Origin of the sequence: Paenibacillus xylanexedens (assembly GCF_001908275.1) — a bacterium.
GTDB lineage: Bacteria > Bacillota > Bacilli > Paenibacillales > Paenibacillaceae > Paenibacillus > Paenibacillus xylanexedens_A.
The window spans coordinates 633590-648464 of record NZ_CP018620.1 but is presented as its reverse complement, the minus strand read 5'-3'; the positions used below and the strand labels follow the sequence as shown (position 1 = coordinate 648464).

Here is a 14875-nt window from a genome sequence, read left to right as displayed (position 1 = left end):
TTGAATAAGGTGGCTCATAAAATGTACTGCGGACAATGTGGAAACAAACTTCAAGAACATGCGAGGCAATGCGACAACTGCGGCAAACTGGTTAGGAAATCAGCTGAGGTTAAGATAACAACAATTAATTTTAAAAAATGGGGTATAATCGTCGTTGCTGCTATTTTGGTCCTCATCTTTATTCCAAAAATGTTCAGCATTGGAGGGGATATGTCCAGTCCTAAGGGAACGGTAGCAGGATTTATTAAAGCTTTCCAAAAACAGGATGTCGACAAGATGTACAAGTTCTTTGTTCCGGATAAAGATATCAACCAGTCTGATCTGGCTTTTTTTAAAGATCAATTGAAAGAAATGATCAAGGAGCAATCCAACCAGGTCAAGGATTATAAAATCCTTGATGTGGAAATCGAGGGAAAAGAAGCGACGGTTGACTATATGATTAAGTTTCAGCGTGGGGACGAAGTGAAAACGACAGAGGACTCTTTTGATTTAATAAATGTAGGAAGTAAGTGGTACATTAATGACAGTTTTTCTAACTTTTAATCTCAAGGAGGAACAATAATGCAGCAGTTTTCAAAAGTAGTAACAGAACTGGGCAACTGGTTCCAGACAATGAAGTGGTACCCGTTCATAAGGGCAATCGAACTGCAACTATTATTTGGAGCATTGGTCATTAAGCTGCTACGGGAGTTGTTGTATACTTTCCTACCGGTAAGCACATTTAGTACATTGAACACGATTTTCTATACTATCCCAGTAGCGGCGCTGGTACATGTTGTGTTTTTACTTACAGTATGGACGACGCTTGTGTCGAATAATGCAAAATATACACCTTATGCATTGTGGGCCTATGCATTTATTATGCTATTCCCTTTTACGGGTCTTTCCTTGTCGGGCATGATTACGCCAGCTGTATATGTATACTTGGGTTATGCGTTGTTTAGGTATTCTGCGTCATCCTATGCCTTGAAATAACGAATAGAGTTGGAGGATTAGATGATGAGCTTCTTGAATAAAATGAAATCAGGTATGAATCAGGTAAAAGATAAAGCTGCACAAACGGTAGAAATTACCCGCTTAAGCTCACAAATTTCAAGCATTCACAAAGAGAGAGCTTCCCAGCTGGAGAAGCTTGGGGAGATTGTTCATCAAGCAAATCAAAGAGGAAGGATGCAGGAATCAATAGAGCAAATTCAGCAGCATTCTAATGCTATCACACAGGTGGAGTTAGAGATTGAATCGTTGGAAGCGCAGTTACTTAGAGTCAAAGGGGGGAAACAGTGTAACTGTGGTGCTGTAATCCCCGCAGAATCAAGGTTTTGCAATACTTGCGGCAGTGAATTTAAAGCAGAATACGTTGTATCTGAACCAGCTCAGGTTGAAGCAGAGCAGCAAACGAATACCTTTTGCACCGGCTGCGGTTTGCAGCTAGAGAGCGATTCCGTATTCTGTACCTCTTGCGGAGCGAAGACAGAATAATCGCAATAACCTTAATCCGCCATATTTGTTATGGATCGGGTTGGGGTTATTTTTTTGCTGCGAAGTTAGAAGAGGATGGAGAGAGTGAACGATGAGAAAAGGACTATCAATGATTTTATTTACTTTGTTTATAGCAGCGGCGATCATTTACCCGATGGTTGAGAACAAGAATAAAGCGATTGAACAGACGATTGAGCCGTTCGATTATGATGAATGGCTCGCCACACAAGATGAGGTAGTCGAAGCCAAGCTCCCTTTTGAAGCAGAAATTCCGATCTTCTATATGGAAGAATTGAATCTGGGCGGACTATCTTCTCAGTACCAGGGCTCGGTAGTTTCGGAGCAGACATCTTTTAATAGTGATACGAAAGCCCTCTATTTCTACTCAGACCTTTATCTGCCCACAGAGGATACTCAGTTCTTGGTTCTCAGCAAAACATATGCAATGGACATCCTGCTTGAGGACAACGTGTATAACATGAATCAAAAGGGAGACTTTAAGGTTGCTCCTATTGAGTTGGAAACTTCGGATATGCCTAATCCGATTAGGAATGAACAGAGATTATTGTTGAATGCCATCTATGAAGTGAAACTTGCGGATAACGGAGTGGATATGATCGTTAACTGGTCCTATGGTGAGCAAACCAAGCAGATTATCCTTCAGCCTGGACAAACTGAGGTAATTAATCGGGAGGACAAGGGACTTCGTTCTCGTATGCTGTTTATTAATTATGGCAAATGGAATACCTCCAACATGACCTATGTAGAGAATACACCAATATAACCTTCAAGGAGGGAACATGGTATTAACCACACTTGGCAGTAGATGATTCTATTATATAAATAGAAAGGTGGGGCAGGGCTTGAGGAAAATAGGCATTTTGTTAATATGTTTTCTGCTATGGAACGCAACCATACCTTTGTCGTTCGGAAATGTACAGGCATCAGGTAGTAAAATCGTGCCGGTAGTCATGGTACATGGCTACAATAACAACGCAGAGGACTGGTCGGGATCGGATTTTAAAAAGTGGCTCGTTCAAAACGGTTATTCCAGCAACCATCTCTTTTATGTGGATTATGGGGAACACAGTCGCAATGATGTTACGGGCACAGCTGCGCAGAACATCATTGATGAGACTATAAGGAGTGCAATTAGCAGAAGTAAGGCGCTTGGCAACAAGGACGGCGAAATCGATATTGTCGTACATAGTATGGGCGGGTTGATTACAAGGTGGTACTTGTATGACCAGAAGGATGAAAAGCTGTTCGATAGCATTCGCAAGGTCGTTTTCATCGGCACGCCGAATCGCGGTTCTCAAGTTGCTTTCTACAATCGTGTATCCGATATGTTTGATGATCCGTCTGACTATTTCGGTAGCCTGGAGGATTCTAGCAATCCGGATGCACAAGATATCAAGAGGTATACGGAACTGTACGCGGAATACATAGACTTCACCTTTCAGAACCGGAAAGCGCTGAAGACATACGAAGAATGGCTTTACGATACCCATACCGAGGTCATAGCAAGAATCAAAGGACTTGAGAAAACAGGCGCAAATCCGTATAAGCAGATTGGTACGAAACCTCTGGATAGCGGGTATGCATATCGGTATTCAAAAGGGTTCGCTGAATATGTCAAATTGATGTATGGGCGTATGCTAACGAAGAATCAACTGTTAGAGATAGAAACTTATGACGTCTATACTGATAAGACGGCTTATCCGGAATCAAGTAATATTGATGAAGGTACTGGGACGATTGAGTATATAAAAGGAAAAAAACAAAGCAGTACTGCAAAAAATATTGTACAGGACCGATTGATGTCGGAATCCTTCTCGATTTTTACCCAACTCAACAAAAAAGGCCAGAAGGAACGAGATGTTATTACGGCCAATCTGTTCTTGGATACCTTGAATCGAAGCGAGGCGGCCTATCGGTATGAGCGGGTACGGTCGGGCAAGACAGTGCCTCAGTATATTACAATAGCGACTAAGACGGATCATTGGGGGACGTGGTTACCGAATCTGGACTACATTGTTGTGGAGGCGTTCATGGACAATCAGCGCTGGGGTTTATGGAATTATACGCTCGACAGTGTAATCCATCATGATAGTGTGGTACCAATAGGTAATGTACATCTGCCACACGTGCTGACAGATCGGCATGTGTATAATGCAAATTTGGATATCCTACACAGCGATCAACGGGATGCGGTTGGGCTACTGTCTGCTCAAATGCTCCATCCGTTGACGGGTTATAATGACGATGCCAAATTGATGACGGTTAGTGAAGGCCAGCCTAGTGTGATGGATGCCCCGCTGATAGTCGTCTCTGCGGATGATACGTTACGAGGCCAGAAGGTGCAGATCAAAGTCAGGAGCAATAGCTATGGTGCACTGGGTGCCTACGTGTTGGGAAGAGACAAGGAGGGAGTGGTACGTCATATTAGTCTGTTCAACAGATGCAGTACATGTACTGTGTTTTCTGCAAATGTTGAATTGGACTTTCAGCAATATGAGGATTACGTCATTCTCAATCCCGATAGCGATGATACATCTATGAGCAATGATCTATTTAATGACCACCTCCGTTATACGGTGGAGTACTCAGGGCAAGCAGATGAGAAGAGTAAGGACGTGGACTTGACCTTGATTCGCGACGAAATAAATAATGGCATTCGCAGCATTACTGTTAAGGCAACAGACCCTATAACTGGGGAGCCACTGAAGGATCTGATTACGGATGATTTTGATGTTGACAATGGATTGAAATATTACGTGAATCGTAAGCAGTGGGCTGCGATTAGCAGGGATGGTAGCCTTGCAGTCGTTTTGGATTATTCTAGCAGTATGGATGGATTGCCCCTTGCCCAGTCGAAGCAGGGAGCAGAGCAATTTGTGATGAACTTGCCCAAAGACATCAATTTAGGTGTTTATGGATTTGCAGATACAACAAAGCAGCTCATTGATTTTACGTCGGACCATGAAGCGGCAAGCCACTCGGTATATGCCAACTTCACCGGAGGCACTGCCATTTACGATACGATTGAACGTGTTGTAGCTGATTTGTCCGAAGAACCCGGTGAGAAGTCAATACTGCTCATGACTGACGGCGCGGACGAGAGCAGTAGCACGACATTGGAATCTGCCGTTGCAACGGCAGCGGCTCATCATGTCGCTATTCATGTTGTCGGCTTAGGCGATGTGGATATTCCGGTACTTACTGAAATTGCTAATCGGACGGGAGGATTACTCTTTTTTACAGCTGATCCGGGACAGTTAGCTGCAATTTATGAGACAATCGCTGATTCCCAGTCATTGACCTACGATATTGTCATGCCTAGCGATAGCCAGTCGAAGCAGCAAGGACTGAACATTACGCTCGGCGGCGATAAGCACAGCATGCTCAGCCTAGGAGGATCAGAGGATGGCTTGCTGAATATTGCGAAAGATGAGGGGCCTGCGAGCAGTTTGCAACAAATAGGGGGGAGGTTGACACTGGGATGGTGGAAGTAATGGAAAAAACATCGCAAGGACGGCTAAGTAGGCTCGTACGATTGGTAGATGAGCGCATGCTGTATAGCTCGATTTTGATTGGGCTTGCGACGTATTTTCTAGGTCTAACCATAGGGATTTCACTTTATTTTCTTCTATTTATTGAATTGACGGTGAGAACCAAAGCCTCGCTTCACATGCTGATTACATTCATGGTTGTTTCCGGTGTAACTTTACTGTCGATAACACAGTTTCGATACAGGGAGATTACGTATATTGCATTGCATCTCTGGGCTGTTATTATCATTCTGTGCATTATACGCTGGATAGCGGACCTAAAGGTGTTTTCCTATCTCGGAGCCGTCATTGCTAGAACAACAAGACTTGATCGGCTAGGCGGCCACATCGCTGCTTGGGCGCTGGCGGGTATTGCGGTCGGATATGGCACGGTACAGCTATGGTACAATACGACCACCACAGACTGGGGAGTTCTTACGATCATTGCGGTATCGCTACTACTGCCTGCTGAATCCCGGATGGTGACTCTGTTCCTTTATACGAGCGTGGGTGTTTATGCGCTACTCACAACATTGATACTGTGGAAAGGTTTACTGATTATTCAATCCGATTTTTTGTTTTTTGTTCAAAGTTACTTGCCCGACCTCATGCTGCCATTTTTGCTGGTATTCAGTTATTCGAGACTGTCTTCGAAAAATAAACGCGGAGACTATCAGAATAAAAGTGTCGAAGATTATAAAGTTGATATAAATGAGTAACATGTGTAATTTCCTCTATGTAGGAAAAATCCCTCAAGAAAATGAAAAATTCAAATGCAACGCGCTATCAAGCGCGGAAGGTGGATCTACGTTCTGGGAAGACCTCTTTTCAATTTGTGGTAAATCTATCAACTTCCTTGAAAAACAAAAAAGAGCCGCGCACCATGCGGCTCTCCCTCTAATTTTAGCGCCCACCCGTATTGGAAGCCCAGACAGGAATCCAACTGTTCGGATAATAATCATTGGTCAGGGTTGTGTTATAGAGAACCAAATTCCCATCACTTTGCATGATCAGTGTATCACCTGTTGTGTTAGTTGGTAAGCTGCTTCCGTGATGACCCGGAATCCATGAGGTGGTATTGGGAGACCAAGCAGCTACTTGTACAGAAGTATCGATCACCAAAACTTTATCCCATCCCCAACCGGTGTAATATTCGAATTTACCTGTAGCCGGATTAAAACCAAAACGATAACCATATTGGTAAACATCTTGATATTTCATTCCATATTTATACATGACAGGTTTCCCGTATTGTGGTTCAAACTTGAACGAGAGAGCACCGCTGTTACTAGTTCCGCTACTCCAGAGAGAAGAACCGTTTTGATAGATAACGAAGTTCCCGTCATTTTGCCAAATGGCTGAGAACCTGCCATCTTGGGAGGTAAGATAGTCACCCTTTGCCATGCTTTGGCCGATCGTGAGTTTATCTCCAAGATAGCCAGCAGAAGCCGTTGCTGGCACGGCAAATGCAAGAATCAACAAGCAAGCCATAAGAATTCGAAAAGATCTGGGGAAAAGTTGTTTGTTCATTGGACACGCTCCTATGTTTTTTTAATGGTTGAAGCTAAATGCATAGAACTACAAATCCTTACAGCTATTACATGTTTCTGCGTTGTATTCAGTCAGGAGCGGTGAGGTAACACGTCCCCATCTGGTGTAAAACGGGAACTAAGATCTAAAATGCTCCCAACGGTCACCTCCTTTAATAGAAGTGTGAAAATCTTTGATACATATTATGTAATGGGATGTGTGTTTTAGGAGATGGAAGCTAAGCGTTTTTTAGTAGAGGAGTTATATCATCAAGTGAAAATACATACTTTATTTTCCATTATAGCAACAAAAAATATAAAAGCCATATTTTTCTATATGAAATTTTGAATCTATTACTTACGTTCAATGCGTCATAACTTCTCGTCTCCTATACCAGAATAAAACCTAGTAATCGCTTGAATAAATTGAAGCTAAACACTAATTTTGGTGCAGATCGAGACATAGGTATTCATCTCCTCTATCAATCTCCCAACTTTTTTACATACATTTTATATATTTTATGATTTTTATGAATTGAACTATGGTAAAATATCTCAGGATCTAAAATTGGAGAGGGGTTTTTTCATTCATGTTTTGGAAAAAAGTTTTGGGTAAAAGCACACTGCGTGTAGCTACCGCTGCACTATTACTCACGCAACTATTGGGCGCAGCGGGTTCTGTCTCTGCCGCAGGTAACGATGTAGAAGTACACTTGATTGGAATCAATGATTTCCACGGTCAGTTAGATACCACATCAATCGTGGGTGATAAGAAGGCAGGAACGGCTCCAATTCTAGCAACCTATCTCAAAGAAGCGCAAGCCAAATATGAACACTCCCTACTCTTCCATAATGGAGACTCTGTTGGTGCATCTGCTCCAGCCTCATCTTTGGATCGTGACGAGCCTACCATGGAATGGATGAATATGATGGGCTTTGATGTAGGCTCCTTGGGTAATCATGAATTTGACCAAGGTGTCGCTGCTTTGAAAGCACAAATCTTTGGTGGCCTTGATCCAAAAGAAGGAAAAGTAACGCATGCCGGTGCAAAATTTGATTACGTCAATGCAAACGTGATTGAAACTGCCACAGGAAAAACATTGATTAAGCCGTATGTGATTAAAGAAGTGGGCGGAGTCAAAATTGGATTTATCGGACTAGTGACGAAATCCACACCTGCCAAAGTATCTCCATCTGGGACAGCTGGCGTACGTTTCTTGAGCGCAGAAGAAGAAGTGGAAGCTGTTAATAAATATGCTAAAGAATTGCAAGACCAAGGCGTAGAAACGATCATTGTTTTGGCACATGATCCAGCAACAACCAAAGAAGGCGTAACTACTGGAGAAGCAGCTGATCTGGCAAAAGCTTTACCGGCGGATTCCCCTGTTGACGTTATCGTTGCAGGTGACAATCATGCATTGGCTAACGGTGAAGTGAATGGAAAGTTGATCGTTCAAGCTTATTCCTATGGTACGGCGTTTGAAGATATCAAGTTGATGATTGACCCTGCTACCGGGGATGTAACTGAAAAATCAGCGACTGTTACAACGACTTTCCAAGAGGGTGTAAAAGAAGACCCTGAATCTTTAGCTATTATTAAAAAATCATTGGACAAGCATCCTGAGCTGACGAAGCCAGTAGGTACAACGGATGGTTCTGTTACCCGTACAGATGCTTATAATAACGAAGCCCCTCTAGGCAACCTCATTGCAGATTCAATGCGTGAAGCAGACTTTGGGGATAAGGCAAGTGCTGCTGACTTTGCATTTATGAATCCAGGCGGTATTCGTGCGGATCTGCCACAAGGCGATGTGACCTTTGCTGATCTTGCCAAAATCCAACCGTTCGGTAACACTCTAGTGAAGCTGGAACTGACTGGCGAACAAATTAAAACTTTGTTGCAACAACAATGGGGTACCAACGCTGACGGTACACCTAATACCAAAACACTTCAAATCTCTGGTTTGAAATACACTGCAGATTTCAATAAGCCGGTCGCAGAACGTGTTACTGGTCTTAGTCTTGAAGATGGTACACCTATTGATCCTGCAAAAACATATACGGCTGTAGTTAACAACTTTATGGCTGCAGGTGGAGATAACTATAAAGTGCTGCTGGATGCTAAATCATCCCTGGCAGGTCCTATCGATCTGGATGTATTCTACCAGTACATCGTAGATACGTATAAAGGCGGTAGCATCGAAGCTAAAAATGAAGGACGCATCACAAACCTGGCTGCATCTACCGAGCCAACAGAAACACCTGTAACAACAGAAGTCATTTCTCGTGCTGAATTTGTAAGTGCTCTGGTCGACATGTTGAAACTTAACAAAGTAACCACAGCACCTGCATTCAAGGATGTTGCCGCTAATGCTGCATATGCAGATGCGATTGCTGAAGCTACGCATGCTGGATTTATTCAAGGGTATGGTGGAAACTTCTATCCTGATCGGGATATTACGCGTGAAGAAGCTGCTACCATTCTTGCTAAATTGGTAAAAGATCAAGCGACTGATAAAGACGCTGCTACGATTATTGCTAGTTTCGAAGATGGTAAATCGGTGTCTGCCTATGCAATTAAACCTATGGCAAAATTGATTGACAAAGGTATTTTTGCTGGAACAGATAAAAAATCACTTCAACCTAAACAAGGTCTTACTACTAACGATGCAAAAGCATTGATTGAAAAAGCTGTTGCAGCAAAAGCTTCATAATGTAGAACTTATTCAAACTTTATATGAGAACAGGAAAACACATCCAATTGGGAGAAGTCTATATCCCAATTAAGGATGTGTTTTTTTCATGCTTACATGTGGTCGACCTCTTCTACGCTGCTGGGCAGGATATTGAATATGCTCCTAGAATTATGTTTTGGAAGGCTGTTTATCAATATTGATGTTGAAAGGATAGGGCAAATGACTGAATACAGAATGGCAACTCCAGATGAGCGTGAAGAATGTATCGATTTAGCCAACTATGCTTTTCACTTGGATTTTGAAACCCTGATACCCAAAGGGTACGGGAAGAATGTAGATTCTTCTGCCATGCATAAGGTTGCTGTAGATGAGGAAGGTAGGCTGCGCGCGCAGGTAGCTGTTTTTCCAGAGCCTCTGACGGTATGTGGCTATACCCTGCGAACCGGCTATTTGGGTACTGTATCGGTCCATCCACGGGCGCGTGGCGAAGGACATATGAAGGTGCTCATGGACATGTGGCTTGAGGAACTGCGCAATACGTGTGATATGGTTGTATTATATGGTCAGCGGCAGAGATATGAGTATTTTGGCTTCACGCTTGGTGGTGTAAAGCTTAAGTATATTGTGGGAGAGGCCAATGTGCGCCATGGCTTAAAACATGTGAACGACACAGGAATATCCTTCAGGCCGTTCTTCGAGATTGAAGGAGCAGAGTCCGTTGCACTTAGCATCAACACCTCGCGGCTTGCTTATGTTGAACGTACAGTGCAGCAATTGCCGCTTATTTTCAGCAGCCTCCATCAAAAGGCGCTGGGCGTTCTGGATCAAGGTAAACTGATTGGGTATCTAATTGTAAATGAAACAGGCGATGAAATATCTGAATTTGCGTTGGAAAATGAGGCAGATATTTCGCGGACGATTAAGGCTTATATGGTACATAGCAGATCGGATCGTATATCTATATTTACGCCGGAATATGACATTCCGCTGAATACGACACTTGGCAACATTGCGGAAGACTATGTTATTGAGACATCGGATATGTATCATATTCTGGACTTTGCCAATGTATTGGAGGCATATCTGACACTCAAATTCAAAACCACAGGGATAGTGGAGGGAGAATTCTCAGCAGTTATGGACGGTCAGCCGATTACTGCGCGAGTGGATGCGAGTGGTGTGACTGTCGAGCGATCTGCTAAGACCGATGCCGTTGTCCTTGATAAGCGGCAGGCTCAGGCGCTTCTACTTACACAACATGGCCGTTATATGGCAGTTGCTGCGCCCATTGGGTGGTTTCCACTCCCGATATTCTGGTACAAGATCGATAAATTCTGACGAATCCAACGAGTATTAAGGATATATAAATTAGAGATGAGGACATGAAGGCCACTCCACGTTGGGTGGTCTCTATGCTAATCAACGATGCGGACAGGATGGAGACACTTTTGATCATATTATGGGGTTATATCGACAAAAGGATGTTTCTATGATAGGGTGGAGGCATCCCATAGGCATTCTACTCTTCGGAGTAGAGTGCCTTCATGTATATTATGGGAGCTTACATTAAATGTATTTTAAAATCAATTGGATCGTATATGGAGGTGGTGATGCTATGTTTCTCTCTTTAGCCCCAACAGGGGATGGTTGGATGAGTATTAAAAATGTGAAAATATCATTTAATAAAGAGGAGCGAACATAGCATGACTACTAGTTTTCAGGCGGAGACCCGCATTCCATTAAATTCTTCTCGACTTAAGGATCTACGTAAATCCGGGCGTTTGCCAGGTATTGTTTTTGGCAGAAATACGGAGAATGAGATGATTCATATTCCAACAATAGAATTTCAAAAGTGGTTGAAGCAAGGAGCGTCTGGTTTTATCGAATTGCAGTTTGAAGAGAAAGGCCCATTGACCGTATTATTGGAAGACCTTCAACGTGATTCGGTTACACGTGATTTGATTCATGTGGATTTTCAACAGGTGCAGACCAATGAGATCATGCGCACTAAAATTCCTGTCAAGTTCAACGGCACACCGATTGGCACAAAACAGGGCGGTGTCGTGCAAGTTCAATTAGCTTCTATTGAAGTGGAGGCATTGCCGAGACACTTGCCAACGTCGATTGAATTTGACATTAGTACTATGGAACTTGGAGAAACGTTACATGTAAGTGATGCAACGTTTGCTCCAGATGTAACGGTGATCTCTGAGGGGAATGAGTCTCTTCTCTCTGTAGTTAAACCTTAACAATTCCAAATTCGCAGAGCTGAATAAGTCAAAATTAGCCGTACGGGTGATCATCCGTACGGCTAATTTGTGCTGATCACGATATGTTGGCGTGCCCCCATCCTCACAAAGCGGGTAATCTAAAATTCACCTTACGTATGTCTTTTGCTTGCGTACAGGCGCAATGATCCTGATATTTCGATACCCTTTCAAAGTTCATTCGCAAAATTCAGGTGTAAAGTAGGTAGACTCAGGAAAGGTAATCACTATAATGGAAATAAGATACATATAAGTTGATATATAAGAACAGATGTGGATGAATTAACGCTCAATATAGAGATAGAGATAGAGATAGAGATGAGGAAGAGCGGTGGGTAAACCTGAACTGCTAAGGTCAATGGCATAACATTTCTAAACAGGGCGGTGAGCGAAAAAAAATGGACAAATTAAAGAATAGCGGATTCTATAAACTGAGATTCTTCATCACTCCTGAAGAGTTTAAAAGCCTTTTGCAGCTTTTGGAGCATCGGCAAGCGCAATTCTATCGTACCAATGCTGCCCGAACAGAGCATGATTATAATCAGGTGTACGAGGAGTATCAGACGTTCTATCAGTATTTTGTGGCAGGAGAAAAGAGAGATGACATCCATCCCTTCTTTGTTTACTCTATTTCTATTGCATCGGATCAAGAAAGTTCAGGATTTTTTGTGAGAAATGAAGGGGTTTCTTTTCCATATCACGGACAATGGGCAGAGGATGAACTGCCGTGTATCTTGCTTTCATTTCCGAAAGGTTTTCAAGTTAATTTGGAAGATGAAAAAGGAAAGTACTATATATATGAGGATATCCGGGACCATAAGCCGCTAACCTATGCGCTTTTCGATGAAATAAGAGACTCGATCAAAAAAATGACCAAACCCCTTCGCTTCTCAGCCCATGATGCAGATGCGATGAAGGAGCAAAAGCCCTCTGTGCGTATAAGCCATGATGCAATGCACGACTTGAGTCAATCGTGGATATTCAGTAAATATGGTCTTGTGATTCATGGCAAATAGGAGGGGGACGAAATGATGTTCGCCCTAAAGCTTATCTGTACCTGGGTACTGCTAGTTGCCTCATGTTGCGCAGTGTGGTGGAGCTTTAGAACAGAGAAGCTTATAACCATCTCATGGCTGGCATTTCTGCTACCGGCTGTCTTCCAGCTCGCTACCGCTTTCCGGATCGGTCCAGGCCAAGCAAAGTCACTCATCGTGTTCGGCTGCATTAATCTAGTGTTTGCTATCCTTGTGGGTGCGGGTGTCTGGTATCTAGTCCAAATAGCCAATTCATATCGAAGGGGCAAATGATCAACGAATGGAAAGGGGAACTCCAATCATGAAGCCAATGCAAGAAATAGAGACACTGGCCATAGAGATCGCTGCTGCCGCCAGAACGTCTTTTTGCACTCTTTTTGAAAATGGTGAACGTTACTATTATTGTACGTTATACACTACTGGCGAAGGACATGCGCCAAGCATCTCTGCCTGGTCGTGGGAAGCTTTGGCGTTGGAGTCGGCTAGGCAAGCAGAGGAAAGTGATACGCCGGTCTCCACGATTGCGGATCTCATCAAATGGTCGTATGCGGATTCGCCCTATTGTTGTTTTCAGGATGATCACTTTGACGATGTCAAACAACGATATAACGAGCGTCCTTTCATTGCGGAACTGGAGAATGATGATTGGAATCGCGAGTTGGATGTGAGGTTGAGCGCTATGGAGCTGGCGATGAAAATGCTCGATGATGAAGGCATATTTGCCTTAAATCAACTGCGAGAGTCGGTATGTATCCTTGTTGAAGTCATGCCGCCGGATAAGATCAATACCGAAATTGCTTTACGTTTGAATCGGGCAGAATCTCCGGTGTTGCAAGCATGGTTGGCGGAGGCGGCAGAATAAGATGATTATGATAATAGGACTATAATTCTCGAACCACCTTTGCACATGAAAGGGTGGTTCTTTTTTATGTCTGCGCCCCTCGGACAAACACACTTTTTCTGCCTTGTCCACATTTATACCTCACCAAAACTATTTAATTGCATCTAATAGATTATCAATAAAAAGGAGGTTTTGAGAATGGGAAATAGAAGACCTGGAGCACCTAGTGGTTATGACCCTGTTCAGATCTATAACTCGACTTCGTTTAATGCGAGTGGAGTAGTGGAGTATGCATCCATTTTTTGTAGCAACGATAGATATAGTGTTCAGCGTGATGAGACTTGGAGATCTTCCGGCCGTGGTGTGTGCCTGGTAACTAGAATCACTGCGACGGTTAGAACACCGAGTGGAAATATTGAGGCTGAACCGTATACCTCTTCTGGTACTTCATACAGCCAGTTCGCCATTATACAGGTAGGGGTAAATCAGTTCCGAGTGACACGTGTTACAAGTGCGATTAGAAAATGCCGGAAATAACCGAAGAGGGTTAATATCAAGAACAGGTACTAAACAGGATGAGACGACTGGCCATGAGTAAAAGGCTGGTCGTCTTCTTTTGCTTTAATGTTCTTTGTACCATAATATTCTGCGGTGCATCGAGGAATCTTTTAAAAGTCGGAAAGGCCGTAAGGCTGGTTGATAATTGCCTTCGATAATCCAAATTCGCCGTTTCTTGTCGATGGCTATATCGAATCCAACTTGTCTAAGCATAGGGTAATGCTCTCCCAATCGTTTGGCAGCTAATCGTGCAACTTGTTCCGCTCTGACAAGTAAGCGCCGATCTCCAATTCGAGCCAGTCTCAGTGCTTTAAGAACTGGAATGGGGCGGTTATTCACATTGGTGACTTGGTATCCTTGTGCAGCGACTTTAGCATAGGAACCGGTCACGTTCCAAGTGGACGAGGAACCCTTTTTGCGCTGAACCATGATCCGAATGTCGAAAGGCCTGTGTTTAATTTGAGCAAGCTGCAGACGCTTTTGGACAATATATTCATCACTTTTGATTGTTTGTTCGAACCATTCCAGTAACTGCTCGTTGTCTCTCATGGTGACTGTGTTATTTTCATTTTGAATACGATAAGCATTTGCACCGCTTCGTTTAATGAACAGGATACCCCTTCCGTAACTGCCATTACGAGGTTTCAGTACAACGCTGGGATATTGAAGAAGCATCTTCGTTAACGTATCCTTCTCAAGCAACTGTGTTTCTGGCAAACGTTCAGCGAGAGAGGGCTCATCGCGCAGAATGCCATACTGCAACCATTTGTCTCTTTCGAATAATATTGGAATCACAGCCTTTTAACAGACTTCTACGGTAATTCTAATTCAAATCAGTGATCAGCATAAGCGGCCATTCGTCTATATTTATGATCAAAGGATCTCACCGATCATCATAGATGTGCTCTGCAATTTATTGA

At 43.2% G+C, this 14875-nt stretch carries 14 protein-coding genes; 12 read left to right on the top strand and 2 right to left on the bottom strand.

What is annotated here, in order from left to right:
• Positions 1-21: 21 nt before the first annotated feature.
• The 6 genes from BS614_RS02695 to BS614_RS02670 all read left to right on the top strand — a co-directional run bounded on the left by BS614_RS02695 (position 22) and on the right by BS614_RS02670 (position 5749).
• Complete coding sequence (locus BS614_RS02695; RefSeq protein ID WP_074092871.1) at positions 22-543, top strand: zinc ribbon domain-containing protein; 522 nt, start codon at positions 22-24, stop codon at positions 541-543.
• A gap of 18 nt (positions 544-561) precedes the next feature.
• Positions 562-975 (top strand): hypothetical protein, encoded by a 414-nt coding sequence (locus tag BS614_RS02690; protein WP_074092870.1) that lies wholly within the window; start codon positions 562-564, stop codon positions 973-975.
• 21 nt (positions 976-996) lie between these two features.
• A complete protein-coding gene (locus tag BS614_RS02685) occupies positions 997-1479 on the top strand; it encodes a zinc ribbon domain-containing protein (RefSeq protein WP_084174378.1) in 483 nt (160 codons plus the stop codon).
• Between the two features lie 91 nt (positions 1480-1570).
• Complete coding sequence (locus BS614_RS02680) at positions 1571-2263, top strand: hypothetical protein (RefSeq protein ID WP_074092868.1); 693 nt, start codon at positions 1571-1573, stop codon at positions 2261-2263.
• 79 nt (positions 2264-2342) lie between these two features.
• The gene (locus BS614_RS02675; RefSeq protein WP_074092867.1) at positions 2343-4994 is read left to right on the top strand and encodes a VWA domain-containing protein; all 2652 of its coding nucleotides are present in this window, start codon (positions 2343-2345) and stop codon (positions 4992-4994) included.
• Entirely contained in the window at positions 4982-5749 is a 768-nt protein-coding gene (locus BS614_RS02670; RefSeq protein WP_074092866.1) for a hypothetical protein, read from the top strand. Before BS614_RS02675 ends, BS614_RS02670 begins: the two co-directional genes overlap by 13 nt.
• Before the next feature lie 184 nt (positions 5750-5933).
• Here the strand turns inward: BS614_RS02670 and BS614_RS02665 are convergent, their stop codons facing one another.
• Positions 5934-6560 (bottom strand): hypothetical protein, encoded by a 627-nt coding sequence (locus BS614_RS02665; protein ID WP_074092865.1) that lies wholly within the window; start codon positions 6558-6560, stop codon positions 5934-5936.
• 589 nt (positions 6561-7149) lie between these two features.
• Between BS614_RS02665 and BS614_RS02660 the strand changes: the two genes are divergently transcribed.
• From BS614_RS02660 to BS614_RS31355, 6 genes are all read left to right on the top strand, one after another.
• Positions 7150-9273, top strand: coding sequence for a 5'-nucleotidase C-terminal domain-containing protein (locus BS614_RS02660; RefSeq protein ID WP_074092864.1), 2124 nt, complete (start codon positions 7150-7152; stop codon positions 9271-9273).
• A gap of 201 nt (positions 9274-9474) precedes the next feature.
• On the top strand, positions 9475-10593 hold the full coding sequence (locus BS614_RS02655; protein WP_074092863.1) for a GNAT family N-acetyltransferase: 1119 nt from the start codon (positions 9475-9477) through the stop codon (positions 10591-10593).
• A 365-nt stretch (positions 10594-10958) separates the two neighbouring features.
• Positions 10959-11504: a 50S ribosomal protein L25 gene (locus BS614_RS02650; protein ID WP_074092862.1), complete on the top strand. Its 546-nt coding sequence runs from the start codon at positions 10959-10961 to the stop codon at positions 11502-11504.
• A 416-nt stretch (positions 11505-11920) separates the two neighbouring features.
• Positions 11921-12538 carry a hypothetical protein gene (locus BS614_RS02645; protein WP_074092861.1) on the top strand — a complete coding sequence of 206 codons (618 nt, stop codon included), beginning with the start codon at positions 11921-11923 and terminating at the stop codon, positions 12536-12538.
• Positions 12539-12857: 319 nt separating this feature from the next.
• The gene (locus BS614_RS02635; RefSeq protein WP_074092859.1) at positions 12858-13418 is read left to right on the top strand and encodes a DUF4303 domain-containing protein; all 561 of its coding nucleotides are present in this window, start codon (positions 12858-12860) and stop codon (positions 13416-13418) included.
• A 177-nt stretch (positions 13419-13595) separates the two neighbouring features.
• Positions 13596-13934, top strand: a complete 339-nt coding sequence (locus tag BS614_RS31355) for a hypothetical protein (RefSeq protein ID WP_074092858.1) — start codon at positions 13596-13598, stop codon at positions 13932-13934.
• Positions 13935-14018: 84 nt separating this feature from the next.
• Here BS614_RS31355 and BS614_RS02625 read toward each other — a convergent pair whose 3' ends face one another.
• A complete protein-coding gene (locus BS614_RS02625; RefSeq protein ID WP_167544373.1) occupies positions 14019-14717 on the bottom strand; it encodes a YheC/YheD family protein in 699 nt (232 codons plus the stop codon).
• Positions 14718-14875 lie beyond the last annotated feature (158 nt).

Bases quoted from the DNA above. Each gene is read 5' to 3' on its own strand.
- BS614_RS02695 (WP_074092871.1), top strand. From the start codon at position 22: ATGTACTGCGGACAATGTGGAAACAAACTTCAAGAACATGCGAGGCAA.
- BS614_RS02690 (WP_074092870.1), top strand. From the start codon at position 562: ATGCAGCAGTTTTCAAAAGTAGTAACAGAACTGGGCAACTGGTTCCAG.
- BS614_RS02685 (WP_084174378.1), top strand. From the start codon at position 997: ATGATGAGCTTCTTGAATAAAATGAAATCAGGTATGAATCAGGTAAAA.
- BS614_RS02680 (WP_074092868.1), top strand. From the start codon at position 1,571: ATGAGAAAAGGACTATCAATGATTTTATTTACTTTGTTTATAGCAGCG.
- BS614_RS02670 (WP_074092866.1), top strand. From the start codon at position 4,982: ATGGTGGAAGTAATGGAAAAAACATCGCAAGGACGGCTAAGTAGGCTC.
- BS614_RS02665 (WP_074092865.1), bottom strand. From the start codon at position 6,560: ATGAACAAACAACTTTTCCCCAGATCTTTTCGAATTCTTATGGCTTGC.
- BS614_RS02660 (WP_074092864.1), top strand. From the start codon at position 7,150: ATGTTTTGGAAAAAAGTTTTGGGTAAAAGCACACTGCGTGTAGCTACC.
- BS614_RS02655 (WP_074092863.1), top strand. From the start codon at position 9,475: ATGACTGAATACAGAATGGCAACTCCAGATGAGCGTGAAGAATGTATC.
- BS614_RS02650 (WP_074092862.1), top strand. From the start codon at position 10,959: ATGACTACTAGTTTTCAGGCGGAGACCCGCATTCCATTAAATTCTTCT.
- BS614_RS02645 (WP_074092861.1), top strand. From the start codon at position 11,921: ATGGACAAATTAAAGAATAGCGGATTCTATAAACTGAGATTCTTCATC.
- BS614_RS02635 (WP_074092859.1), top strand. From the start codon at position 12,858: ATGAAGCCAATGCAAGAAATAGAGACACTGGCCATAGAGATCGCTGCT.
- BS614_RS31355 (WP_074092858.1), top strand. From the start codon at position 13,596: ATGGGAAATAGAAGACCTGGAGCACCTAGTGGTTATGACCCTGTTCAG.